Below are 23616 nucleotides of genomic sequence, written 5' to 3' on the forward strand. Positions count from 1 at the left end.
CTCCCCCAGCTTGTTTAAGTCGACCGTGCCCTCACGGCAAGCGCCGGACCCATTTTGGGGCCGGCGGCGCCTGAGCACCAGGACATCTTGAACCCACTGCGGCACCCCGCAAGTGCTTCGGACAAAAAACTGTCAGTTCATTGCGATCAACCACCCGAACGTACATGTACGCAAGGTAGTCAATTGCCTACAACCGGTATATCCGCAGGTCAGCGGGGGGCTGCGGGGCGCAGCGCGAGGGCTTTGAGGAAGATGTCGCCGATTTTCGTCGGGTCCTTGGTGACGAAGACTCCGCCGCCTGTGACATTGGTAATCCGCTTGAGCTGACCCTCGTCGACGCCGTCGCCGATGCCCAAGATGATCACCTGGACGGGCTTCTTCGGGTCGGCGAGATCCTTCAGCTGGGCCAGCAGGGCCTGCTCGCTGATGCCGTTGGCGTCGTCGTTCTTACCGTCCGTGAACATGACGATCGAGTTGACCCGGTCGGCCGCCCAGCCGTCCTGGACTTCCTTGTACGCCGCGAGCATCGTGTCGTAGAGCCCGGTGTCGCCGTCGGACTTCGGCTCGATGGACTTCAGGGCGGCGAGCGCCTGCGATCGGTTGCTGCTCAGTGGACCGATCGGCACGAGCTCGAGCCAGTCTTTGCCGCCGTCGAGCTGAGTGGAGAACGTCCACAGGCCGAGCGCCCACGAGTCGTCGAAGAGGCCGAGCCCGGCCTGGGCCGCCGCGAGCGTCACCGCCATCCGGGTGGCGTTGCGGGCCTCGGGCACCGTCTCCAGCATCGAGCCGGAAACGTCCATGACGGCGAGCATGCGGCCCGGCGCGGTGACGGCCGTCCAGGTGGCCAGCGAGCGGTCGAGCGCGAGCGGGTCGAGGTCGCCGGCCGCCTTGCCGCCGGCGTTGGGCGTCGGGGACGGCGGCCCGCCGGCCGGGCTGGGCGCGCCGGTGGGCGGCGCGAAGCCGGTCCCCCACGTGCCGTCGGGCGAGCGGAGGCCCTGCGCGCCGAGCCGGTCGCGGAAGGTGCCGCTGTCGAGCGCGTCGTGGACCGCCTCGGCCGCGGCCGCCTTGGCCGGGTCGACTCCCGGCATGATCGCGAACGGGTAGTCGAGCGGGGTCGGCGTCGGCTCGACGTAGAGCGCGGCGAGCGGCACCGGCGGCTTCTTCGCGTTGTACGCGATGACGTCCTTTTCGGACAGTGGCGCCACGCTGAGCCCGGAGGCGAGCGAGGCGGCGTCGGAGGCCTGTGGAAACTTGGCCACCAGGTCGTCACGGAGCGCCGAGCGCCCGATGGCCAGCGACCGCAGGGCGGCGGTCTGCGCCTGCCTGTTGCTGCCCGCGCCGGCCGCCGCGCTGAGCGAGAGCAGCCCGGAGAGGCCGGCCGCGTCGCGGGTCGGCTCGACGATCCCGGTGCGCAGGCCGGTGCCGGTGGTCATCTGCTTGAGCAGGTCGGCCCAGCCCACCTTCTTTTCCGGCCAGCCGAGGCTCTCGGCGAGCGGCTCCGGCATCGCGGCCACCACCGGGCTGCGCGCGACCGACCCACCGTCTGAGGGGGTGAAGCCGGGCGCCAGGGTCTTGAGCCGCACCAGCCAGGTCGAGGAGTCGGGCAGCCACACGTCGGGCAGCTCCAGCGTGCCGTTGGCGCTGCCGACTCCGGCGAGGCCGACGCTGTGCTGCGCCGCGATCACCGCCGCCACGTCGACCGAGTTGACCTCGCTGACGTCGACCGCCACGCAGGTGCCGTCGACCGAGCCGCCGTCCGCGCGCCAAGCGTCCACCGTGGAACGCACAGCGGGTGCGATCTCGGGTGAGGCGGCGACGGCAAGCTTCACCTCGCCGGTGCACCGGGAGCCGACGAGCTCTCGATATCCGAACCACGAGCCACCCACGACGAGGACAAGCGCCACCGCCACAGCGATGGCGCCTGCTCCGCGGTAGTTGCTACGCATGCGATGGCGGCCTGGCACGGTCCCCATCCTGCTGACGCTTCCTGCACATCGCCAGGTACGTTCGGCCGAAAGTTACGGATCAGGGACCTTCTGGTTGATATTCGGTCACGTGGCGTAGCTGTATAGCGCCGGTGCGTTTTGGGAATCCCCCATATACCGGGGCAATCCACAATCGTTCAAGAGAGGCGCTTCATTCGCGATATCGGCCTATAAGGACTTAGCGGGCAAAACGCAGGTAGGGCTCGGCAGATCGAGTACCCTGCCCGGCTCCTGCGGGACGCCGGAGTCCCGATCCAGGTGGAAACCGACCACCGCGTGCGAGCGCTCGTTGGCCACGTACAGGTGCTCGCCCACCACCGCGAAGTGCCGCGGCCAGTGGCCACCGGTCGGCACCTCGGCCAGGTATGCGAGGGCGTCGTCGGCGAGCGAGAACACCGAGACCGTGTCGATCCCGCGGTTGGCGACGTAGAGGAAGCGGCCGTCGGGGCGCACCGCGATCTCAGAGGGCTGCGCCCCGGTGAGCCGGGTGGTGGCCATCCGGCCGCGCTCGTGCAGCACACCGGCGGCGCCGTCGATGTCGTAGGCGGTCACGGTCGCGTCGAGCTCGCCCACCAGGTAGGCGCGCTTGCCGTCCGGGTGGCGGGCGATGTGTCGCGGCCCCATGCCGGCGTGCACGTGGATCCGCGGCCCGATCGGCACGAGACGGCCGGTGGCGGCCTCCAACTCGTACCGGTAGACGGCGTCGGTGCCCAGGTCGATCACGAGGATCGCGCCGCCGCCCGGATTGGGTGAGGCCATGTGGGCGTGCGCCCGCTCCTGCCGCTCGGGGTTGGGGCCCTTGCCGTCGTGCACCAGCAGGTCGGTGCGCTCACCCAGCGCGCCGTCGTCACCCAGCCGGTGTACGGCCACGCTCCCGCTCGTGTAGTTAGTGCTCACGAGGTATCGCCCGCCGGGCGCCACGACGAGGTGGCAGGGGTGGGCGCCGCCGGTGGCGCCGGTGCCGAGGGAGCGCAGGTCGGTCTCGCCATCCACGGCCCAGGCGTGCACCTCGCCCTCCTCGACCTCGCTCGTCGAGTAGAGCACCGGGAGAGTCGGGTGCCAGGCGAGGAACGAGGGCGACTGGGTGCGCGCCACCACGCCCAGCGAGTCGAGCCGGCCGGTCGCCGGGTCACGCCGCACGGCGGTGATGCCCGTGCCTTCCCCGCCCATCTCCGCCGTGTAGCACCCGATGTAGAGGAGTCCGGTCACGCTCTGATCCAACCAGACGACCACCGGTTGATCTAGCGTCTGCAGATCGTATAGGATCTACGATCGTGGTGACGATGAGGCCGGCCCGGCGACTGACCCTCACCGAGGACGTGTACGCGTCGGTGCAGGCGCTGATCATGGACCACGCCGTCGCGCCCGGCGCCCGGATCAACATCGACGCCCTCGCCCGCCAGCTGGAGGTCTCACCCACGCCGGTGCGCGAGGCGCTCGCCCGGCTGGAGGCCGACGGGCTGGTCCGCAAGCGCCCGCTGGCCGGATACACGGCCGCGCCGCTGCTCACCCGCGACGAGTTCGAGGAGCTGGTGGAGATGCGGCTCATCCTGGAGCCGCCGGCGGCGAGCCGTGCCGCCGGTGTGACCGCGGCGTCCGATGTGGACCGGCTCCGCGCCGAGGCCGACCTCCCCGACCCGCAGCCGGGAATCGCCGCTTTCACCGCGCAGGACGCCCGCTTCCACAACCTCGTCGCCGAGCTCTCCGCCAACCGCATGCTGCACGAGGCCGTGGTGCGGCTCCGCTCGCACCTGCACCTCTTCCGGCTCCACTTCCCGCCGGCCCACTACGGGATCAGCGCGGAGGAGCACCACCGCGTGGTCGACGCGATCGCCGCGCGCGACCCGGAGCGCGCGGGAGCGGCCATGCGCGCGCACATCACCGCCGCCCGGGAGCGGCATCTCCCCTACTTCGGGAGGCCCGCGTGAAAGTCGCGCTCTTCGTCACCTGCGTCAACGACCTCGTCTTCCCCGGCACCGGCCGCGCGGTGGTCCAGATCCTGGAGCGGCTCGGCCACACCGTGGAGTTTCCCGCCGAGCAGGGCTGCTGCGGCCAGATGCACGCCAACAGCGGCTACCGCGAAGAGGCGCTGCCGCTGGTGGCCAACTACGCCAAGACCTTCGACGGGTACGACGCGGTGGTCTGCCCGTCCGGCTCGTGCGTGGCGATGGTCCGCGACTGGTACCCCAAGCTGGTGCCCGGTGCCGCCGGGGTGGCCGCCCGTACGTACGAGCTGTCCGAGCTGCTGGTCGACGTGCTCGGCGTGACCGACGTGGGCGCGGTGTTCCCGCACAAGGTGACGTACCACCCCACCTGCCACGGCCTGCGCATGCTCCGCCTCGGCGACCGGCCGCGGCGGCTGCTGGAGGCGGTCCGCGACCTGGATCTCGTCGACCTGCCCGGCGCGGAGGAGTGCTGCGGCTTCGGCGGCACGTTCGCGATGAAGAACGCCGGCGTATCGGGCGCCATGCTCGCCGACAAGTGCCGCTCCATCGTGGACACCGGCGCCGCGTACGTGGCGGCGGTCGACAACTCGTGCCTCGCGCACATCGGCGGCGGCCTGTCCCGCGGCGGTGGCCCGGCCAAGCCGATCCACTACGCCGAGATCCTGGCGGCGACCTCATGAGTGGCATCGTCGCGAAGCGACCGTTTCCGGCGGCGGCGCGCAAGGAGCTGGCCGACGCGCAGCTGCGCGCCAACCTCCGCAAGGCCACCCACACGATCCGCGACAAGCGGCTGCGCGTGGTCGGCGAGGTGCCCGATTGGGAGGCGCTGCGCCGCTCCGGCGCGGCCGTCAAGGACGACGTGCTGAGCCGCCTGCCCGAGCTGCTCGAACAGTTCGAGGCGGCGGCCACGGCGGCCGGCGCGACGGTCCACTGGGCCCGCGACGCGGCCGAGGCCTGCGCGGTGGTCACCGGGCTGGTGCGCGACACCGGCGCCGCCGAGGTCGTCAAGGTGAAGTCGATGGTCACCCAGGAGATCGGCCTCAACGAAGCGCTGGAGGCGGCCGGCATCGCGGCGGTGGAGACCGACCTGGCCGAGCTGATCGTCCAGCTCGCCGGCGACACCCCCTCGCACATCCTGGTGCCGGCGATCCACTACAACCGCTCGCAGATCCGCGACATCTTCAAGCGCAACGGCCTCTCGGCGTTGACCGACGACCCGCCCGCGCTGGCCGAGGCGGCACGGCGGCACCTGCGCGCCAAGTTCCTCTCCGCGCGGGTGGGCATCTCGGGCGCCAACTTCGCGGTCGCCGAGTCCGGCACGCTCGTGGTGGTCGAGTCCGAGGGCAACGGCCGGATGTGCCTCACGCTCCCGGAGACGCTCATCTCGGTCGTGGGCATCGAGAAGATCGTGCCGACGTTCCGCGACCTGGAGGTCTTCCTCCAGCTGCTGCCGCGCTCCTCGACGGGCGAGCGGATGAACCCGTACACGTCACTGTGGACCGGCGTCACGCCCGGCGACGGGCCGCAGACCGTCCACATCGTCCTCGTCGACAACGGACGCACGGACACCCTCGCCGATGACGTGGGTCGGCAGGCGCTGCGCTGCATCCGCTGCTCCGCCTGCCTCAACGTCTGCCCGGTGTACGAGCGGGTCGGCGGCCACGCCTACGGCTCCGTCTACCCTGGACCGATCGGCGCGATCCTCTCCCCGCAGATGAGCGGCGAGGGCGCCAACCACACCCTGCCGTACGCGTCCACGCTCTGTGGCGCCTGCTACGACGCCTGCCCGGTGCGGATCAACATCCCGGAGGTGCTGGTCCACCTGCGACAGACCGGCCCGCACCCGCCGGCCGAGCGGGCCGCGATGCGCGCGCTGTCGTGGGTGATGCGCGACCGCCGCCGCTACACCGCGGCCCTCCGCGCCGCCCGCCGCGGCGCCGCCCCGGTGCGCTGGGTGGCCGGCCGCCGCGGCACGGTGCGCCACCTTCCGTGGCCCCTGTCGAAGTGGACGTCCACACGGGACGCTCCCCTGCCTGCGAAGCAGACCTTCCGCGAGTGGTGGGCCAATGAACGCGGCGCCTAATCCCACGACAGCCCTCAAGACTCGAAGAAGAACAGAAGCATTGAGCTACCGCGATGTCCGTCGTGGTCCAGACCGTTGCGCGGGGTCCCCGGGGAAACGTGGAGCGCAGCGGAGCGTTTTCTTGGGGTGCATTTCCCGCGGCCTCACCCGTCCGCTGTTGGTTGAGGCGTCGCTTCGCGACGCCGTTCGGGCTTGCCCCGCGGACATGGCAGCGGAGGTCGGGGATTTCGGCTCGCTCCGCGAGCCGCCGACCTGCGCGGTCTCCGGCGGGAGCAGCGGTCCGCAGGTGACGCGGACCGGGAAATGTTCTCATGAATATCCGGCGGTGGGCCCATGAGTGCGCGTGACGAGGTGTTGCGGCGGGTGCGGGCGGCGCGGCCGAGCACGGCCGTCACCGTGCCGCGGGAGTACCGGGCCGTCGACGGCGACACCGACCTCGTGGATCTGCTCGTGGACCGGCTGCTCGACTACAAGGCGACCGTGCGGCGGTGCGGCGCGGACGGGCTGGGCGGCGCGGTCGGCGAGCTGCTGAGCGGCGCCTCGGCCGTGGTCACGCCGGCCGGTGTGCCGGACGCCTGGCTCGCCGGATACCAGGGCGATGTCTTGCGAGAACCGCTCGCGGTGGCCGACCTCGACGCGCCCGGGGTGGCAGTGCTGACCGGATGTGCCGTCGCGATCGCGCGCACCGGGACGCTGGTGCTGGACGCGGGGCCGGACCAGGGGCGGCGCGCGCTCACGCTGGTGCCCGACCACCACGTCTGCGTCGTCCACAGCGGACAGATCGTGGGCGGGGTGCCGGAGGCGCTGGCCCGGCTGGCAGACCCCACGCGGCCGCTCACGCTGGTCTCCGGGCCCTCGGCGACGAGCGACATCGAGCTAAACCGGGTCGAGGGCGTGCACGGGCCGCGGCGGCTCGACGTCGTCCTGGTGGTGGATTGACGTTACCTCGCCACGCAGGCGGGGCTGGTCGGCGCAGATCTTCTTGAGCAGCGCGACGATCGGGCGCAGGTGGTTGGGGCGGGGGTTGGCCGTCGTCACGTGCACCTCCAGCGTCAGCCGCTCGGTCTCGTGGTGCAGCGGCACCCACTTGGAGTGCTCCACGCCCGCACCGCCGAAGCGCATGCCGGGCTTGTAGATGAGCGCGATGTCCGACGGCGCCAGGACGAGCGGGCTGGCCAGGCCGCACTCGTGCAGCAGGGCGACCCGCTCGATGACACTGCCGATCTCGTACGTGGCGCTGGCCACCCGCCGCTCCTCGCCCGGGTCCTCGATCCGGTTGGCGGCGATCCGCTCCTCCAGCAGGATGCGTGCGCGCGAGTCCTTGGGCGGCACGTGCGAGACGCTGCGCACGAACTCGGCCAGCGGCATCGCGTCGCCCGGGTACTCGGCCGGCACCAGCACCTCCAGCTGCGACTCGTACAGCAGGTCGGACTGGAGCTCCTCGCGAAACTCGGCGGGTGGCGGCTGGCCGATCGCGAGGTGGTACGTGCCTGTGGTGAGCGGCCAGAAGGCCTGGTCGAAGAAGGACTCGTTGCCGCGGTCGCTCTGCTTGAGCTCCTCGATGCCGACCTTCTCCTCACCTGCCGGGTGCTGGGCGAGCGTCTCGACGTAGAGGGTCTTGACGATCGTGGCGTGGTGCGGGAGGCAGACCAGCCGGGTCACGTCCGACTCGGCGAGACGGCCCCGCTCCTCCTGGTACAGGCTGCGAACGCGTTCGCAGAATCGCTGGAAGCGCTGGCCGCGGACGGTCAGCTCCGCCTTGCCGCGCGGTCCCACGCCCTCGCGCAGCGCGGGGCGCCCCAGCCACCTGTTGATCTTCAGGAGGATGGTGCGCACGCCCTCGACGGTGATGTGCTCGTCGTACCGGTCGGCGAGCAGCCGCACGGCACGCTGCCGGGTGCCGGCCTCCACCACCGCCATGAAGACGACGCAGTCCCACTCGTCCGGCGCGCGGTCCCTCACCTTTCCCACAGCGGAAAGTTACGGCCCACACACGGCCTGCTTAGGTGATTTGCGGTACAGCGGCGTGGCTCCCGACAAGCGGAGCTTGCCGAGCGCAACAAATAGTTCTTCCGATCTTGGCCGAACCCGCGCCGCCAGGCACCGCCGAAAACCGGCCGCGATAATCGCCGCAACAGGTACAAAGCGGATGTGTTCGCCCGGCCGAGCTGGCACTCGCTCATCTTCTACGTCGGGGCCGCCAACGTGGCTCGGACGCTGCTCGCCCGTTGCCAAGGCGACCCCGAGCCGCACGCACACGTCGGCGTGTACGCGCTCTGCGCCGCGCTGGCCGTCCTCGTCGCCCGGCTCGTGGAGCGGGCCCGCAGCGCGCTCACCTCACGGGTGTGGAGCGCGTGCCTCGGCATGACCGGCCTGCTCTACGCCACGCTGCACGGCGACATCCACCCCTGGGCGCCGGTGCCGGCGGCGGCGCTGCTCCTCGCGGCAGTGTGCGCGGGCGAGCTCGGCTACCGGCTCAGGGGCACCCGCCGCCCCTCCTGGCACGCGGTCATCTTCTTCGTCGCGTCCTCCGGCGTGAGCCGCACGGTGCTGGTGGCGTACGGCGCCAGCCTGCCCCTGCTCGTCCACTGTGGCGCGTACCTGCTGTGCCTGGGCTTCGCGCTGGTGGCGGGCGGCATCATGCGGCGGGTCGAGAGCCCGCTGACGCCGCGCGTACACAGTGGGAGCCTCGGCCTCACCGGGCTGCTGCTCGCGTCCGCGCACGCGGAGACGCCGGCCCACGCGCCGGTCGCGGTCACCGCGCTGGTCCTCGGTGCGACCTGCGTGGGAGAGCTGGCCTACCGCCGTCGCAGCCTCTCGCGACGGAGTCAGGCCGGCACGGGGTGGCCGTGGTAGCCGGCCACGTGCTCGACGAGCGCGATCAGCACCAGCTTGCCGGACTGCCGCTCGCGCACGTCGCAGAGCACCACCGGCACGTCACGGTCGAGGTCGAGCGCCTGCCGCACCGCGTCCGCGGTGTAGCGGCGGGCGCCGTCGAAGCAGTTGACGCCCACGACGAACGGGATGCCGTGCCGCTCGAAGTAGTCGACGGAGGGAAAGCTGTCGGCCAGCCGGCGGGTGTCGGCGAGCACCACGGCGCCGAGCGCGCCGTACGCCAGCTCGTCCCAGAGAAACCAGAAGCGGTCCTGCCCGGGTGTGCCGAAGAGGTACACCTGGAGATCCTCGTTGATGGTGATGCGACCGAAGTCCATCGCGACCGTGGTGGTGCGCTTGCCCTCGACGCCCGCCAGGTTGTCGGTGCCGATGCTGGCGTGGGTGATTACCTCCTCGGTGTGCAAAGGTCGGATCTCGCTCACCGCACCCACCAAAGTGGACTTGCCAGCGCCGAACCCGCCCGCGATGAGTATCTTCAGCGCGAGCGGGATCCGCCGATCGGCGTCGAGGTCAGAGTGCCCGTAGTCCATTCACCACCGCCTGGAGGACGTCGTCTTCGGGGAAGTGGGCCGCCGTGGACGGCTCGTGCATCGCGATGAGACCGGCCGCGAGGAGGTCGCCGAGCAGCACCCGGACGACCCCGAGGACCAGGTTGAGCCCGGCGGCCAGCTCGGCCACCGACACGGGATCCTCGGCCATCGCGAGGATCGCGCGGTGTTCGGGTTGCAGGTAGGCGGCGTCCGGCGAACCCGCGGCACCCGGTGCCGCGAGGACGAACGCCATCAGGTCGAACCCACCGGTCACCGGCCGCACCCGGCCACCGGTCACCGTGTACGGACGGACTACCGGCCCGGCATCTTCGTCGAGCCAGTCGTGCTGGGCCTCGGGGGCCGGCGACGTCCGATCCGAGGAGCGCAGCGGCGAGGACGGACGGAGGCGGCCGTCCCCGGGGCCAACGCGCGCGGCCCGCGCGTCAGCCGGCTCAGCCCCGGAGGCCTCACCCCGCATCGGAGGGCACCGTCGGGTGGCGCATGGGTGTGCTCATGTTTTGCCCCACCCGCGCGACCAGCATCGCCATCTCATATGCGATCAAGCCAATGTCCGAGTCGATGCCGGCCAGCAGCGCCAGGCACGCACCGCGCCCGGCGGCCGTGACGAAGAGGTACGCCCCCTCCATCTCGACCACGGTCTGCCGCACCGGCCCGGTCTCGAAGTGGCGGCTCGCACCCTTGGCCAGGCTCTGGAAGCCGGCGGCCATGGCGGAGAGGTGCTCGGCGTCTTCTCGGGTCAGGCCGTGCGACGAGCCCATCAGCAGCCCGTCGGCGGAGAGCACCACGGCGTGGTGCGCGGACGGCACCCGCTCGATGAGATCGTCGAGCAGCCAGTTGAGTCTGGCGGCCGGGCTGGTCGTCGACACCACTACTTGTCTCCTTCCGGCTCGGCGGGCGGCTCACCATTGTCGCCTGCCGGCCCGACGTCGTCCGCGGCCAGCTTGCCGTGCCCGTTGGCGTCCGCGGGTGGCTTGTCGCCGACCGGGAACGCCTCCGCGCCGGCGACTCCGGGCTTGCGGGTGGGCAGTCCGTCGCCGGTCTTGCGGCGCGGCAGCCCGCCGCCCGTGGACCTGCGGGCGGGAGGTCCCTCCGCACCGGCCCGCCGGGAGGGTGGGGCGTCGGTGGCCCGCTTGCGGCGGGGCAGGCCGTCGACCACCTCGGGCGCCTCGCCGGTGGCCGCCGCGGGCGGGGGGACGACCGCGCCCGGCGGTGGCGACGCGGTGCCCCGGGCGAGCGGCACGGGCCCGGCCGGAGCGTCTGCGCCACCCCTCCGCGCCAGCGGCACGGCACCGGGCGGCCGGCTCGGCGGTATCGCGTCGGCGTCGCGGCGGCCGCGGGCGGTGCCGGCCTGGAGGGCGGCCATGGTGGCGCGGGCCTGCTCGGCGGTGCGCGGCGGCGGCTCCGCGTCGGCCCGGTCGAGCGTGAGCGGGCCGGCCGGCTCGCCGCGCAGCTGCGGCGCCAGGCTCGCCTGGCGCACGCGCTTGGGCAGCCCATCCGGCCCCGCCGTGAGCGACGCGTCGGTGGGCTCCTCCGGCTCGATGACGGGAGCGGGCACCAGCACCGGGCGGGCCACCGCCTCCAGCGAGCGGCGCGGCCCCGAGTCGATGCTGGCGAGCGCTCGGGCCCGGCGCACCCGGCGGGTCTCGGCACCGGCCGGGCCGGCCGGCAGCGCGGCCGGCTCGTCGCGCGGGGTGACGAGGTCGGGCGGAACGAGCACGACGGCGGTGACCCCACCGTACGGCGAGCTGCGCAGCTGGATCTTCACACCGTGGCGCGCGCCGAGCTGGGCCACCACGAACAGGCCCAGCCGAGCGCTGTTGGCCGGATCGAAGTCGGGCGGCCGGCTCAGCTTGCGATTGGCCTCGCCGATCGCCTCTGGCGTCATGCCGAGCCCGCGGTCTTCGATCTCGACCGCGTACCCATTGGGCACCGAAGCGCCGGTGACCTGCACCTTCGTCTCCGGCGGCGAGTACGACGTCGCGTTTTCGATCAGCTCGGCGAGCAGGTGGATCAGGTCGCCGACCGCGCGGCCGGCGATGTCGGCGGGCTCGGCCTTGGTGATCGCGACCCGGGAGTAATCCTCCACTTCGGACACCGCACCGCGGATCACGTCCATCACGCCGACCGGGTTTCGCCAGCCGCGGCCCGGCGCGGAGCCGGCGAGGATGACGAGGTCTTCGGCGTGCCGCCGCATGCGGGTGGCGAGATGGTCGACGCGGAAGAGGTTTTCCAGCTCGTCCGGGTCGGTGCTCCGGCGCTCCATCGAGTCGAGCAGCGCCAGCTGGCGATGCAGGAGCGCCTGGCTGCGCCGGGCGATGTTGAGGAACACCTCGTTGAAGCCCTGCCGCAGCGTCGACTCGTCGACCGCGGCCTGCACGGCGGTGCGCTGCGCCTCGGTGAACGCCCGGCCGAGCTGGCCGATCTCGTCGCTGCCGTACTCCAGCGGGGGCGCCTCCTCGGCGACGTCGACCTCCTCGCCGCGCCGCAGCCGGGCGACAACCCCGGGCAGCCGCCGGTCGGCCAGGTCGATCGCGCTCTCCCGCAGGCTGCTGAGGCGCCGGATCAGCGACCGGCCCACGCGCAGGGAGATCAGCAGCGACAGGGCGATCGCGGCGAGGCCGAGGAGGCCGGCGAGCGCCAGGCGGAGCAGCACACCGACGGCGACCGGCGTGGCCCGCTCGGCGAGCGCGTCGGCGCTGGAGAGCTCGAACTCGCGCAGCTGGCGCACGGCCGGCTCGTACGCGCTCTGCCAGGACGCGGCGGTGATCGGCAGGGCCTGACCGTCGCGCCCCTGTGCGATCACGCGGTCTTCGAGCCCGCGGAGCCGGGTGAACGCCTCGCCCTCGGTCATCCGCTGGTAGGCGACCCGCTCGGCGTCCGGCAGCGCGGGCAGGGCCTGGGCGAACAGAAAGCGGTGGGCGCCGATGATCTGCACCAGCTGGGCATGCTCGCCGCCGGAGAACCTGCCGGCCGCGAACGCACCCGCCAGCAGCGCGTCGGACTGCCCGAGCACCTCGCGGGCCCGGCCCAACGCGGTGATCGCGCGGGCCTCGCGGTTGAGGTCGTCGTCGTCGACGTCCGCGATGATCTCGAAGACCCGGAACCCGCCGTCGATCACACCGCTGTACAGCCCGAGCGCGCCGGCCTGGTCCATTTCCCGCCGGTCGATGAAGCCGCGGCCGGTGGGCAGCAGGTCGAGCGAAGTGAAGAGCTGGTCGAGGTGGCTGCGGAGCCGGCCCTCGGCGGTGTCGTGCAGGTCGGGGCTGCCGGCCCGGCGGCGAAACTCGGCCACCGCGGCGTCGGTGCGATTGCGCTGCTCGCCGAGCGCCGGCAGCTCGCCCTTGCCGGCGAGGTAGACGAGTGAGAGCCGCCGCTCGCGCTGTAGCTCGGCCACCATGCTTTCGCCCGGCCTGCCCACCTCGTCGAGGAGCTTTTGCGCCCCGAGCAGGGCCAATGCGGGGCCGACCGTGAGCGTCGTGGTGAATATCCAGAGCGCCAAAAGGGCGGCGAGGGGCACGGTGACCAGGGCGATAATCTTCGCGCGGATCGACCAGTTGCCTGTATTCATGAGACCTCGCCCGACGGGGGTACGGTACGGCAGCCTTGGGCAGGATACATTGCCCCCGCAAGTATCAAGGTGCCCCTTCTCGCGCGAAATGAGCACCGAAGATCAACGCTAATCGCGCCGAGATTTTGCCGGCTCGGGGATTGTTGATCATGGTTGAGCGGGAACTACACACCCATGTCAGCCACGCAGATCGTTGTCACCCTCATCGTCGTGCTCGCGGTGCTGGCCGCCGCGGGTGCCGGCTGGATGTTGTACCGCCGGTGGTCGCTGCGTCACCGGTTCGGCCCCGAGTACGACCGCCTCGTCGCACAGCGCGAGGGCAGGTCGGCCGCCGAGCGCGAGCTGCGCGAGCGCGAGCGCCGGCACGCCGAACTGGACCGCAGGCCGCTCAGCCCCGAGTCCCGCGCCCGCTACGCCGCGGAGTGGGAAGAAATCCAGATCCGTTTCGTCGAGTCGCCGGTCGAGGCCGTGAGCGCCGCCGAGGACCTCGTGGGCCGCATGGCCACCGAGCGCGGCTACCCCGCGGGCGACTTCGAGGAGCAAGCCGCATACCTGTCCGTCGAGCACTCGCGCTCGCTCGACCACTACCGCCAGGCGCACTCGGTGCGCGAGGCCGTCGACCGCGGCGAGAGCGACACCGAGCAGCTGCGCGAGGCGCTCGTGCACTACCGCGAGATGGTCACCGAGCTGCTCGGCCGCGAGGCCGTGCCCACCGCTCGCCGGCCCGCCGAGGAGGCCGCGCCGACGGCCGACGGTTACGAGAACAACCGGTGAGAGAGGGACACACGATGGCCAACCAGCAGACCCCCGAGCGGGTCACCTCCGATCCGGTTCCCGTGCCGCCGCCCACCGACGAGGACCGCGACCGGGACGGCGTTGTCGACGAGGACCGCGACCGGGACGGCGTCGACGAGCACGACCGGAACGGCGTGGTCGACGACCGCGACCGGGACGACGCGCGGCGGGACGCGGCCGAGGACGTCACCGACCGGGTGCCCGAGGACGCGATCGACGACCGCGGCACGTTCGAAGACCCGGTGCTCACCGGCGAGCGAAACGACCCGGACGACCTGACCGCCGTCGACACCCGTTCGTCCCACTTCGACGAGCCGGCGCCGCAGGAGACCGCGTTCGGCGCGGCCACCGTCGGCGGTGCGGTCGCCGCGGCGGCGCAGGCGGGCCCGTCCCGCGAGGTCCGCGACACCGACCCCGGCGCCGAGGGCGCCGTCGATGACCGCGACTTCGGCACCGACCCCGACGCTGTTCGGGACGGCCGCGACGACCGCGACACGGACACGACCCGCGATGACCTCCGCGGCGACACGACCGCGCTCGACGCGGACCGTGCGGCCGAGGAGCGGGCCTACCAGGACACGGCGGAGCGGCCGGTCGACGGCGCGGCCGACCTCCCGGAGATCGCGCCGGCCGTGGACACCCCGGCGGCGCCCAGCGCGGCGCCCGCCGTCGAGGAGCCGGTCGCCGGGCTGTGGGGCGAGGGGACCGCCCAGGGCTACCGCGACCGGTGGCGCGAGGTGCAGCTCCGCTTCATCGATGACCCGGCCGGTGCCGCCCGCGAGGCGAACCAGCTGGTCGAGGAGGCCGTCGGTGCGCTCACCGCCGAGCTGTCCCGGCAGAAGGAGTCGCTCAGCGGCTGGTCCGGTGAGGACACCGAGGAGCTGCGTTCCGTCGTCCGCCGCCACCGCGACTTCCTGGACCGCCTGCTCGGGCTTTGACAACGCTATTCGCATCCCGCGGGCCCGCGGATTGCTCAATGCGAGCTATCTGACAGCGACCCGTCCGGCACACATCGGGGTTCCGAACGCCTGGCATCACCTCGCACCGGGCGGAAGGAACCCCGATGTCCATAAGCACCCTAATGAACCTTTTTCAACCTCACCTCTCGGTCCGCCGTGAGCGTAAGCGCCGCGCCGTCCAGGTTGAAAAAAGTTCAATCTCCACGCGGCGCGGCGCCGCCGCACTCGCGGCGATGGCCGTGCTCGGCGGCGCGGGGCTCTACGGCCTCGGGCCGAGCGGCGCCGTGGCCTCCAGCCACCGTGAGGCGCCACTGATCGCGGCCGACCCGGCCGTCGACAACACCGACCTGTACGCGTTCGTCAGCCCCGACCGGCCCGACTACGTCACCTTCGTGGCGAACTGGATCCCGTTCGAGGAGCCCAACGGCGGGCCGAACTTCTACCCGTTCGCGACCGACGCCACCTACAACATCAACGTCGACAGCGACGGCGACGCCAAGGCCGACGCCGTCTTCCGCTGGAAGTTCAAGACCGAGGACCGCCGCGGCACCAAGACGTTCCTCTACAACAACGGCCCGGTGACCTCGCTGGACGACGAGAACCTGCTGGTCCGCCAGACGTACACGATGGAGTCCTCGTTCGGCGGCAAGCCGTTCAAGACCCGGGTGACCCGCGGGCCGGTGGCGCCGTCCCGGGTCGGCCCGGCGTCCATGCCGGACTACGCCAAGCTGCGCGACCAGGCCTCGATCCAGCTGCCCGGCGGCTGGAAGATCTACGCCGGCCAGGCGGACGACCCGTTCTTCCTGGACCTGCGGGTCTTCGACCTGCTGTACGGCGGCGACCTGAGCGAGACCGGCCAGGACACGGTCGCCGGCTACAACGTCAACACGATCGTCCTCCAGGTGCCGTTCAAGGACGTGGCGCTCAACGGCGACGCGAAGCGCAACCCCAACATCGGCGTGTGGACCACCACCGACCGGCCGCGCGTGCGGCTCGCCGGCGGCGGCTCGTCGGGTGACCGCGTGCAGGTCTCCCGCCTCGGCAACCCGCTGGTCAACGAGGTTGTCGTGCCGGCCGGGCTCAAGGACGCGTTCAACGCCTCCCGCCCCGACCAGGACGCCAAGAACCCCACCATCGTCAAGCGGGTGACCAACCCCGAGGTGCCGATGCTGATCGAGAAGATCTACGGCATCCCGGCGCCGGCGACACCCCGCAACGACCTTGTCGAGATCTTCCTGACCGGTATCACCACCAAGGCCGGTGGGCCGATCAAGGCGGACCTCAACTCGCAGCTCAACAACAAGGACGTGAATCCGAAGCGGTTCGTGCCGTCCGAGCAGCTGCGGCTCAACCTGACCGTGCCCGTCACCGCGGAGCCCAACCGGCTCGGCGTGCTCGCCGGCGACCTCCAGGGCTTCCCGAACGGGCGGCGGCTAACCGACGACGTGCTGGACATCGAGATCCAGGCGCTCGAGGGCGCGGCGCAGACCGGCAAGATCGTGGACGCGCTGGCCGCCGGCGACAAGGTCGACGCCAACGACCAGCAGTTCAGCGACACGTTCCCGTACCTCGCGCTGCCCAACGGCGTCGGCGTCAACACCGGTGGCGACGGCGTGAAGCCGGCTGCCGCCGACGGGTCCTCTTCGGACGGTCCGGCCCTGACTCCGGCCGGGTTCGCCAGCAAGGCCGACGACGACATGCCCGCCACCATCGCGGCGGCGGCCGTCGGGGTCGCGGCGAGCGCGGGCCTCGGCCTGCTGGTCCTCGCCTGGCTGTGGCGCCGCCGGGTCCGCCTCGCGGACCAGCGCACCCAGCGGTTCTGACCCTCGTTCCGGACGCGCCGCCCCAGCGCGGCGCGCCCGCTCTCCCTGGAGGCTCCACATGCGACGGACAGTCCTCATCGGCGGCGCGGCGGCGCTCGCCGTCGCGGTGACCGGTGCGGCGGCCGTGTTCGGCCCCACCGGAAACACCCCGGCGACCGCGCCGGCCGCGGCCGCCGCACCTGCCGACCCGATTGTCCGCGCGCAGGAACGCGTCCGGCTCGTCCCGGGCGACTGGCGCGGCTGGGCGGCGCTCGCGGTCGCGTACGTCGAGCGCGGCCGCACCACCGGCGACCCCACCAACTACCCGCGCGCGGACGAGGCGGTCCGCCGGTCGCTGGCCGTACGCGCCACCGGCAACGGCGAGGCGCTCGTCGCGCAGGGCGCGCTGGCCAACGCCCGCCACGAGTTCGCCGCCGCCCGGCGCTTCGCCCTCGACGCCACGAAGATCAACGAACACGACGCGGACGCCTACGCGGTGCTCGCCGACGCGGAGACCCAGCTGGGCAACGTGGCCGCCGCGACCGCCGCGGTACAGCGCCAGCTCGACCTGCGGCCGGGCCTGTCCGCGTACGCCCGCGCCTCCTACGACCTTGAGCTGCGCGGCAAAGTCGCCGAGGCCACCGACCTGATGCGGCGGGCACTCGACGCGGCGTTCAGCCCCTCCGACATCGGCTTCTGCCGGGTGCAGCTCGGCGACCTCGCCTGGCACGCCGGCGACCTCCACGAGGCGACCCGCCAGTACGACGCCGGCCTCGCCGCCGACCCCACATCCGTGACGCTGCGGCGCGGCAAGGCACGCGCCGACTGGGCCGCCGGGCGGCGGGAGGCGGCCCTCGCCGGGTACGCCGACATCACCCACCGCGCGCCAACACCGTCCTATGTGCTCGAGTACGCCGACCTGCTCCGCGCCGCCGGCCGGGCCGCCGAGGCGGACGCCCAGCTCGATCTGGCCGTCGCGGGCCACCGCCTCTTCACCGCCGCGGGTGGCGTCGACGGGCTGACCGGCACCGCGCTCGCCCTGGCCGCCGGCGACCCCGCCACCGCGCTGAAGGAGGCGCGGGGCGAGTGGTCGCGCCGCAGCCACGCCGACGTCGCGGACAACCTCGCCTGGGCGCTGCACCACGCCGGGCGGGACGCCGAAGCCCTGCGGTACGCCCGCGCGGCGGTCCAGAGTGGAGCGAAGTCGGCCACGTACATGTACCACCTGGGTGTGATCGAGCTGGGTCTGGGCCGCACCGGCCCGGCAAAGGCCGACCTGGCCGCGGCGCTGCGCCTCAACCCCCACTTCTCGCCCACCGACGCGCCGCTGGCGCGCACCCTGCTCGCGGGACCGGAGGTCACCCGATGAAACGCCGCTGGCTGCTCGCGCTCGCCGCCGCACCGCTCGCTTTCCTGCTGCTGCCGGCCGCGCCGGCGAGTGCGCACCCGCTCGGCAACTTCTCCGTCAACCAGTACACCGGCCTGACCATGCACCCTGACCGGATCGACGCGACGGCGGTCGTCGACTTCGCCGAGATCCCGACGCTCCAGGCCACGGCGGAACCCACCTGCGCGGACCTCGCACTCTCCGCGGCCGTCGACGGCGAAGCTCTACAGTGGACTCTCAAGTCGAGCGACTTCGCCTACGTCGAGGGCAGCGGGGGCCTCAGGACGAGCCGCCTCACGTGTGAGCTGTCGGCCGCGGTCCGCTTGGAGACCGCGACGGTGACGGTGGAAAACCGGTACGCGCCGGACCGGATCGGCTGGCGCGAGATGACCGCCCGCGGCGAGGGCGTGCGGGTCGAGTCGTCACTGCCGGCCGAGAGCATCAGCGACGAGCTACGCACCTATCCCGCCGACCCGCTGTCGTCCGCGCCGGACGTACGCTCGGCCACCCTGCGGGTCACCCCCGGCGACGGCACGGCGGGCGCCGCACTGAGCCGCCCGGACGACGGCCTGCTCGCCGGCGTCACCGCGGGCGTGGAGCGGCGCTTCCAGGAGCTGGCCGGCGGCCGCCTCACCCCGACCGTCGGGCTGCTCGCCGTGCTGCTGGCACTGCTGCTCGGCGCCGGGCACGCGGCACTGCCCGGGCACGGCAAGACAGTGCTGGCCGCCTACGCCGCGGCCCAGCGCCGCCGGATCCGCGACGCGCTCGCGGTCGGCGCAACCGTGACGCTCACCCACACCGGCGGCGTGCTGGTGGTCGGCCTGCTGCTGGCCACGTCCAGCACGCTCGCCGGGGACCGCCTGCTCGGCTACCTCGGCATCGTGAGCGGGGCCATCGTGGTCGCGGTGGGGATCGGCATGTTCGTCCGCCGCCGCAAGGGCGCACACCATCACCATCACCACCACGGCCACACGCACTCGCACGATCACGACCATGGGGACGGGCATCACCACCACCATCACCACGGCGGCTCAGGGCGGCTCGGTCTCGCCGGCATCGGCATCGCCGGGGGCCTGGTGCCCAGCCCGTCCGCGATCGTGGTCCTGCTGGCCGCGATCGGGCTGGGGCGCACGGCGTTCGGCGTGGTGCTCGTGCTGGCGTACGGCGTCGGCATGGCCGCGACCCTCACCGCGGTGGGCCTGGCGCTGGTCGCCGCCCAACGCCGCCTCGGCCGCCTGCCCAAGCTCCCCGCGCTCGCCCAGCGCTTCTCGAAGCTGGCTCCGGCCGGCACCGCCACGCTGGTCATGATGGTCGGCGCCGGCGTAGCCGCCCGCGCCGCCGCAGGCGTCTTCTAGAAACCTCCGGCGACAACCGCTTCGACCGCCACGGCCACGAAACCCCGTTCGAAGGACAGAGATCCGAGCTACCGCGATGCCCGTCGTGGTCCAGACCGCTGCTCCCGCGGCCTCACCCGTCCGCTGCTGGTCGCGCCCACCCCGCCGGCGTACCACTACGACCGCATCATCGAGCAGGGCTTCTACGGCTGGCTCGGCGACGTGCGGATCGTCGACCGACCGGTGCCAGTGAGCTCATTCCTCAACGCGTTAGCACCGCACGGGCTTAGAGTCGGCCACGAGGGAGGTACGCACCATGAGCGGAAAGATCGTTCACTTCGAAATGCCCGCCGACGACATGGAGCGGGCGCAGACCTTCTACCGGGACGCCTTCGGCTGGCAGCTCACCCCCGTGCCGGAGATGTCGTACACGATGGTGGTCACCACACCGAGCGACGAGCAGGGCATGCCCATCGAGCCGGGCGCCATCAACGGCGGGCTCACCCCGCGCCAGTCCCCCGTCTCCGCGCCGACGCTCACGATCGGCGTGGACAGTGTCGACGAAGCGCTGGCGACGGTGGAAAGGCACGGCGGCAAGGTGGTGGCCGGCACGATGGCGGTCGGCGACATGGGGTTCGTCGGCTACTTCAGCGACACCGAGGGCAACGTCGTCGGGCTCTGGCAGAACGCCGCGCCGGCCTGATCGAAAGCCGCCCTTCCCCGGGGCGTTACCCGATGGTAACTTCCGAGAATGGCGGGTCCACAGCACCATCGGATCGCGGTGATCGGGGCGGGTTTCAGCGGCCTCGGCGCCGCGATCCGGCTCAAGCAGCGGGGATATGACGACTTCGTGGTGCTCGACCGGGGCACCGAGGTGGGCGGCACCTGGCGCGACAACACCTACCCCGGCTGCGCCTGCGACGTTCCCTCGCACCTCTACTCGTACTCTTTCGATCTCAATCCGGAGTGGAGCCGCAGCTTCTCCCCGCAGCCGGAGATCTGGGACTACCTGCGCCGCCGCGTCGCCGTGTACGGCCTGGACCGGCACCTGCGCCTGGCGACCGAGGTGCACACCGCGGCCTGGGACGGCGGCCGGTGGATGGTCGAGACGTCCACGGGCACGTACAGCGCGGACATCCTCATCTCCGCCACGGGCGCGCTCTGTGAGCCGGCGCAGCCGAAGCTGCCCGGGCTGGAGACGTTCACCGGCGAGGTCTTCCACTCGGCTCAGTGGAACCACGACCTCGACCTCACCGGCCGCCGCGTGGCGGTGGTGGGCACCGGCGCGTCCGCGATCCAGTTCGTGCCGGCGATCGCGCCGGACGTGGAGCGGCTGCACGTCTTCCAGCGCACCGCGCCGTGGGTGATGCCGAAGACCGACCGGCCGATCAGCCGGCTGGAGCGGCGCGTGTTCCGGGCGGTGCCGGGTACCCAGCGGCTGGCCCGCGCGGGCATCTACTGGCTCCGGGAGTTCTGGCAGGGCACCGCGTTTCTCCAGCCGGTCATGATGCGGCTCGGCCAGCGGATGGCCCGGGCCCACCTGCGCAAGCAGGTGCCCGACCCGGAGCTGCGCGCCAAGCTCACCCCGCGATACCGGATGGGCTGCAAGCGGGTCCTGCTCTCCAACGACTACTACCCCGCGCTGACCCGGTCCAATGTGGAGGTCGTCACCGACGCCGTCACCGAGGTGCGCCCCGACGCGGTGGTCGCCGCCGACGGCACCGTGCGCGAGGTCGACACGATCATCTTCGGCACCGGGTTTCACGTCACCGACAACCCGATCGCCCAGAAGATCCGCGGCCGCGACGGGCGCACGCTCGCCGAGGTGTGGCAGGGCTCGCCGAAGGCATACCTGGGCACGACCGTCGCCGGCTTTCCCAACCTCTTCCTGCTGCTCGGCCCGGGCACCGGCACCGGGCACACGTCGGTGGTCTTCATGATGGAGTGCCAGCTCGCGTACGTGCTGGACGCCCTGCGCCACCTCGACCGCACCGGCGCCGCCGCGATCGAGCCGACGCCGGCCGCACAGCGCGGGTTCATCTCCACTGTGGACAAGAAGATGGTCGGCACGGTGTGGCAGACCGGCTGCAAGAGCTGGTACCAGGACGCCACCGGCCGCGTCGCCGCGATCTGGCCGGGCTACACCTGGTCGTACCGGCTGCGCACCAGGCGCTTCGATCCCGCCGACTACGAGGTGGTGGCCAATGCTTGACGGCAAGGTCGTGTTCATCACCGGCGCCGCCCGGGGCATCGGCGCGCACACCGCACGGCTGGCGGCGGCCCGCGGCGCGACGGTAGTGCTCGCCGGACTGGAGCCCGAGCGCCTCGCCGCCGTCGCGGCCGAGACCGGCGGCGCCTGGTTCGAGGCCGACGTGACCGACCAGTCGTCGCTCAACCGCGCGGCCGCCGGGACGGTCGAGCGGTACGGGCGCATCGACGCGGTCGTGGCCAACGCCGGCATCTTCCCGCGCGGCACGATCGCGGCCGGCGACATCGAGGCGATGACACACACCGTGCAGGTCAATCTCGTCGGCGTGATGCGCACGGTCGCGGCGACGGTCGACCACCTCATCGCCAGCCACGGGTACTGCCTGCTCGTCTCGTCGGCCGCCGCGTTCACCGCGCTGCCCGGCATGGCGGCGTACTGCGCGTCGAAGGCGGGCGTGGAGCAGTTCGGCAACGCGATCCGGCTGGAGCTGCGGCACCGCGGCGTCCGGGTCGGCACGGCGCACATGTCGTTCGTCGACACCGACATGGTCCGCGACGTGCAGGAGGACATGCCCGAGTTTCGCGAGACGCTGCACAAGCTGCCGTGGCCGCTCGGCACGCTCACCTCCGTGGAGACGTGCGCGCGGGCGTTCGTCGACGCGATCGAGCGGCGCCGGCGCAAGGTGTACGTGCCGCGCGCGATCGGCGCGGTGCAGGCGATCCGCTCGGTGATGCTCAGCCCGCTCAGCGACGCGATCGTCGGGCACAGCGCCCGCACCGGCGTGCCCCGGATGGAGGAGCAGGTCCGCGCGCTGGGACGCGCCTTCGGCCGGCACGGCGGTGGCCGATGATCGTGTACGAACGGCGCGGCGCCGGTGAGCCGCTCGTGCTGCTGCACGGCATCGGCCACCACTGGCAAGCCTGGCTGCCGGTACTCGACCGGCTCGCCGAGGCACACGACGTGATCGCGGTCGACCTGCCCGGCTTCGGCGGATCCCCGATGCCGGCCGAGGGCCCGCCGCGCGACATGGCCAAGGCCGTCGACGGCGTCGCGACCTTCCTGACCGACCTCGGCCTCGACCGGCCGCACGTGGCCGGCAACAGCCTCGGCGGCGCGATAGCGCTCGAGCTGGCCAACGCCGGCCTTGTCTCGTCGGTGACCGCGCTCTCCCCCGCCGGCTTCTGGAACCGCCGCGAACTGCGCTGGGCGATCGGCACGCTGACCGCCCACCGGTGGGGCACCCGGCTGCCCGAGCCGTTCATGCGCACCGCGTTCCGGTACGGCGCCTTCCGCGCGCTCTGCTTCGGCATGATCTGCGCCCGCCCCGGCCGCATCACGCCCGAGGTGGCCCTCTCCGACGCGCTGGCGCTCCGCGACGGCCACGCCTTCCGCGCGGTGGCCAGGGCCGGCCGGGCATACGCCTACCAGGGCGCTCCGCCCGTGCCGGTGACCATCGCCTGGGGCACGCGCGACAAGATCCTGCCCTACCGACAGGCCGCCCGCGCGAAGGCGGCACTGCCCGAGGCCCGCCACGTCGACCTGCCCGGCTGCGGCCACGTGCCGATGAGCGACAACCCGGACCTCGTCGCCTCGGTGATCCTCACGACCACAGGCGCCACCCGCTCGACTCCTTGACCTTGGATTTGCCCGCGCTCTCTGTCCGCTTTCGAAATCCAATTTCGAAAATGAGCTACCGCGATGCCCGTCGTGGTCCAGACCGCTGCTCCCGCGGCCTCTCCCATCCGCCGCTGGTCACGCCCAGCCCGGCGGCTGCGCCGGGCCCTACGGGCCCCGGCTGGGTAGGTGCGCGTGGGATGCATTTGCTCTGCTTCCCTGGAGTGGCCACCCCCATCGGCCCGCCGCCAGCAAGGGGAGGGCGTCGTGCGTGGGAGCGGTCTAGAGACCTTTCGGGTTCAGGGTGACGCTGTTGTGGTGTGTCTCAAGCTTGGGTTGCCCGGGTCCTCACGTCGCCGCCGACCCGGCAACAGACATTGTCGGCGAATCCCCTCCCGGGAAGGGGTGACCGTGACCAACCGCGAAGGGTGAGGCTGCGGGAGCAGCGGTCTGGACCACGACGGGCGTCGCGGTAGCTCAAATCTCTG

Annotated in this window: 21 protein-coding genes; 14 read left to right on the forward strand and 7 right to left on the reverse strand. The window is 72.3% G+C overall.

What is annotated here, in order from left to right:
* Positions 1-209: 209 nt before the first annotated feature.
* Positions 210-1946: a VWA domain-containing protein gene (locus ACTMTJ_RS23575; RefSeq protein WP_441219984.1), complete on the reverse strand. Its 1737-nt coding sequence runs from the start codon at positions 1944-1946 to the stop codon at positions 210-212.
* 207 nt (positions 1947-2153) lie between these two features.
* Positions 2154-3194, reverse strand: a complete 1041-nt coding sequence (locus ACTMTJ_RS23580) for a lactonase family protein (RefSeq protein ID WP_441219875.1) — start codon at positions 3192-3194, stop codon at positions 2154-2156.
* A 74-nt stretch (positions 3195-3268) separates the two neighbouring features.
* Here ACTMTJ_RS23580 and ACTMTJ_RS23585 point away from each other — a divergent pair, with 74 nt between their 5' ends.
* The 4 genes from ACTMTJ_RS23585 (at position 3269) to ACTMTJ_RS23600 (ending at position 6953) form a co-directional block, all read left to right on the forward strand.
* A complete protein-coding gene (locus ACTMTJ_RS23585; protein WP_441219985.1) occupies positions 3269-3913 on the forward strand; it encodes a GntR family transcriptional regulator in 645 nt (214 codons plus the stop codon).
* On the forward strand, positions 3910-4611 hold the full coding sequence (locus tag ACTMTJ_RS23590) for a (Fe-S)-binding protein (RefSeq protein WP_441219876.1): 702 nt from the start codon (positions 3910-3912) through the stop codon (positions 4609-4611). Before ACTMTJ_RS23585 ends, ACTMTJ_RS23590 begins: the two co-directional genes overlap by 4 nt.
* Positions 4608-6014, forward strand: a complete 1407-nt coding sequence (locus ACTMTJ_RS23595; protein ID WP_441219877.1) for a LutB/LldF family L-lactate oxidation iron-sulfur protein — start codon at positions 4608-4610, stop codon at positions 6012-6014. Before ACTMTJ_RS23590 ends, ACTMTJ_RS23595 begins: the two co-directional genes overlap by 4 nt.
* A gap of 333 nt (positions 6015-6347) precedes the next feature.
* Complete coding sequence (locus ACTMTJ_RS23600) at positions 6348-6953, forward strand: LutC/YkgG family protein (protein WP_441219878.1); 606 nt, start codon at positions 6348-6350, stop codon at positions 6951-6953.
* Here the strand turns inward: ACTMTJ_RS23600 and ACTMTJ_RS23605 are convergent.
* Positions 6891-7985: a hypothetical protein gene (locus ACTMTJ_RS23605; protein WP_441219879.1), complete on the reverse strand. Its 1095-nt coding sequence runs from the start codon at positions 7983-7985 to the stop codon at positions 6891-6893. The genes ACTMTJ_RS23600 and ACTMTJ_RS23605 overlap by 63 nt on opposite strands.
* A 180-nt stretch (positions 7986-8165) precedes the next feature.
* On the opposite strand from ACTMTJ_RS23605, the gene ACTMTJ_RS23610 reads away from it, so the two are divergent.
* Positions 8166-8870, forward strand: a complete 705-nt coding sequence (locus ACTMTJ_RS23610) for a hypothetical protein (protein WP_441219880.1) — start codon at positions 8166-8168, stop codon at positions 8868-8870.
* Here the strand turns inward: ACTMTJ_RS23610 and ACTMTJ_RS23615 are convergent.
* From ACTMTJ_RS23615 to ACTMTJ_RS23630, 4 genes are all read right to left on the reverse strand, one after another.
* Positions 8843-9439 carry a GTP-binding protein gene (locus tag ACTMTJ_RS23615; RefSeq protein ID WP_441219881.1) on the reverse strand — a complete coding sequence of 199 codons (597 nt, stop codon included), beginning with the start codon at positions 9437-9439 and terminating at the stop codon, positions 8843-8845. The genes ACTMTJ_RS23610 and ACTMTJ_RS23615 overlap by 28 nt on opposite strands.
* Positions 9420-9827: a DUF742 domain-containing protein gene (locus ACTMTJ_RS23620; protein WP_441219986.1), complete on the reverse strand. Its 408-nt coding sequence runs from the start codon at positions 9825-9827 to the stop codon at positions 9420-9422. The genes ACTMTJ_RS23615 and ACTMTJ_RS23620 overlap by 20 nt, the downstream gene beginning before the upstream one ends.
* A gap of 79 nt (positions 9828-9906) precedes the next feature.
* Positions 9907-10329 carry a roadblock/LC7 domain-containing protein gene (locus ACTMTJ_RS23625; RefSeq protein ID WP_441219882.1) on the reverse strand — a complete coding sequence of 141 codons (423 nt, stop codon included), beginning with the start codon at positions 10327-10329 and terminating at the stop codon, positions 9907-9909.
* Positions 10329-13028, reverse strand: coding sequence for a nitrate- and nitrite sensing domain-containing protein (locus ACTMTJ_RS23630; protein WP_441219883.1), 2700 nt, complete (start codon positions 13026-13028; stop codon positions 10329-10331). Before ACTMTJ_RS23630 ends, ACTMTJ_RS23625 begins: the two co-directional genes overlap by 1 nt.
* Before the next feature lie 174 nt (positions 13029-13202).
* Between ACTMTJ_RS23630 and ACTMTJ_RS23635 the strand changes: the two genes are divergently transcribed.
* From ACTMTJ_RS23635 to ACTMTJ_RS23675, 9 genes are all read left to right on the forward strand, one after another.
* Positions 13203-13802 carry a hypothetical protein gene (locus ACTMTJ_RS23635; RefSeq protein WP_441219884.1) on the forward strand — a complete coding sequence of 200 codons (600 nt, stop codon included), beginning with the start codon at positions 13203-13205 and terminating at the stop codon, positions 13800-13802.
* On the forward strand, positions 13799-14761 hold the full coding sequence (locus ACTMTJ_RS23640) for a hypothetical protein (protein WP_441219885.1): 963 nt from the start codon (positions 13799-13801) through the stop codon (positions 14759-14761). Before ACTMTJ_RS23635 ends, ACTMTJ_RS23640 begins: the two co-directional genes overlap by 4 nt.
* A 254-nt stretch (positions 14762-15015) precedes the next feature.
* The gene (locus ACTMTJ_RS23645) at positions 15016-16605 is read left to right on the forward strand and encodes a DUF4331 domain-containing protein (protein WP_441219886.1); all 1590 of its coding nucleotides are present in this window, start codon (positions 15016-15018) and stop codon (positions 16603-16605) included.
* 58 nt (positions 16606-16663) lie between these two features.
* A complete protein-coding gene (locus tag ACTMTJ_RS23650) occupies positions 16664-17953 on the forward strand; it encodes a hypothetical protein (RefSeq protein WP_441219887.1) in 1290 nt (429 codons plus the stop codon).
* Positions 17950-19326, forward strand: coding sequence for a hypothetical protein (locus ACTMTJ_RS23655; protein ID WP_441219888.1), 1377 nt, complete (start codon positions 17950-17952; stop codon positions 19324-19326). The genes ACTMTJ_RS23650 and ACTMTJ_RS23655 overlap by 4 nt, the downstream gene beginning before the upstream one ends.
* A gap of 295 nt (positions 19327-19621) precedes the next feature.
* Positions 19622-20008 carry a VOC family protein gene (locus tag ACTMTJ_RS23660; protein ID WP_441219889.1) on the forward strand — a complete coding sequence of 129 codons (387 nt, stop codon included), beginning with the start codon at positions 19622-19624 and terminating at the stop codon, positions 20006-20008.
* Between the two features lie 48 nt (positions 20009-20056).
* Positions 20057-21517: a flavin-containing monooxygenase gene (locus tag ACTMTJ_RS23665; RefSeq protein WP_441219890.1), complete on the forward strand. Its 1461-nt coding sequence runs from the start codon at positions 20057-20059 to the stop codon at positions 21515-21517.
* Positions 21510-22364 carry an SDR family oxidoreductase gene (locus tag ACTMTJ_RS23670; protein WP_441219891.1) on the forward strand — a complete coding sequence of 285 codons (855 nt, stop codon included), beginning with the start codon at positions 21510-21512 and terminating at the stop codon, positions 22362-22364. The genes ACTMTJ_RS23665 and ACTMTJ_RS23670 overlap by 8 nt, the downstream gene beginning before the upstream one ends.
* On the forward strand, positions 22361-23149 hold the full coding sequence (locus ACTMTJ_RS23675) for an alpha/beta fold hydrolase (RefSeq protein ID WP_441219892.1): 789 nt from the start codon (positions 22361-22363) through the stop codon (positions 23147-23149). The genes ACTMTJ_RS23670 and ACTMTJ_RS23675 overlap by 4 nt, the downstream gene beginning before the upstream one ends.
* Positions 23150-23616 lie beyond the last annotated feature (467 nt).

Origin of the sequence: Phytohabitans sp. LJ34 (assembly GCF_052068095.1) — a bacterium.
Lineage (GTDB): Bacteria > Actinomycetota > Actinomycetes > Mycobacteriales > Micromonosporaceae > Phytohabitans.

Bases quoted from the DNA above. Each gene is read 5' to 3' on its own strand.
- ACTMTJ_RS23600 (WP_441219878.1), top strand. From the start codon at position 6,348: ATGAGTGCGCGTGACGAGGTGTTGCGGCGGGTGCGGGCGGCGCGGCCG.
- ACTMTJ_RS23670 (WP_441219891.1), top strand. From the start codon at position 21,510: ATGCTTGACGGCAAGGTCGTGTTCATCACCGGCGCCGCCCGGGGCATC.
- ACTMTJ_RS23655 (WP_441219888.1), top strand. From the start codon at position 17,950: ATGAAACGCCGCTGGCTGCTCGCGCTCGCCGCCGCACCGCTCGCTTTC.
- ACTMTJ_RS23650 (WP_441219887.1), top strand. From the start codon at position 16,664: ATGCGACGGACAGTCCTCATCGGCGGCGCGGCGGCGCTCGCCGTCGCG.
- ACTMTJ_RS23645 (WP_441219886.1), top strand. From the start codon at position 15,016: ATGGCCGTGCTCGGCGGCGCGGGGCTCTACGGCCTCGGGCCGAGCGGC.
- ACTMTJ_RS23665 (WP_441219890.1), top strand. From the start codon at position 20,057: ATGGCGGGTCCACAGCACCATCGGATCGCGGTGATCGGGGCGGGTTTC.
- ACTMTJ_RS23595 (WP_441219877.1), top strand. From the start codon at position 4,608: ATGAGTGGCATCGTCGCGAAGCGACCGTTTCCGGCGGCGGCGCGCAAG.
- ACTMTJ_RS23575 (WP_441219984.1), bottom strand. From the start codon at position 1,946: ATGCGTAGCAACTACCGCGGAGCAGGCGCCATCGCTGTGGCGGTGGCG.
- ACTMTJ_RS23585 (WP_441219985.1), top strand. From the start codon at position 3,269: ATGAGGCCGGCCCGGCGACTGACCCTCACCGAGGACGTGTACGCGTCG.
- ACTMTJ_RS23615 (WP_441219881.1), bottom strand. From the start codon at position 9,439: ATGGACTACGGGCACTCTGACCTCGACGCCGATCGGCGGATCCCGCTC.
- ACTMTJ_RS23630 (WP_441219883.1), bottom strand. From the start codon at position 13,028: ATGAATACAGGCAACTGGTCGATCCGCGCGAAGATTATCGCCCTGGTC.
- ACTMTJ_RS23660 (WP_441219889.1), top strand. From the start codon at position 19,622: ATGAGCGGAAAGATCGTTCACTTCGAAATGCCCGCCGACGACATGGAG.
- ACTMTJ_RS23635 (WP_441219884.1), top strand. From the start codon at position 13,203: ATGTCAGCCACGCAGATCGTTGTCACCCTCATCGTCGTGCTCGCGGTG.
- ACTMTJ_RS23675 (WP_441219892.1), top strand. From the start codon at position 22,361: ATGATCGTGTACGAACGGCGCGGCGCCGGTGAGCCGCTCGTGCTGCTG.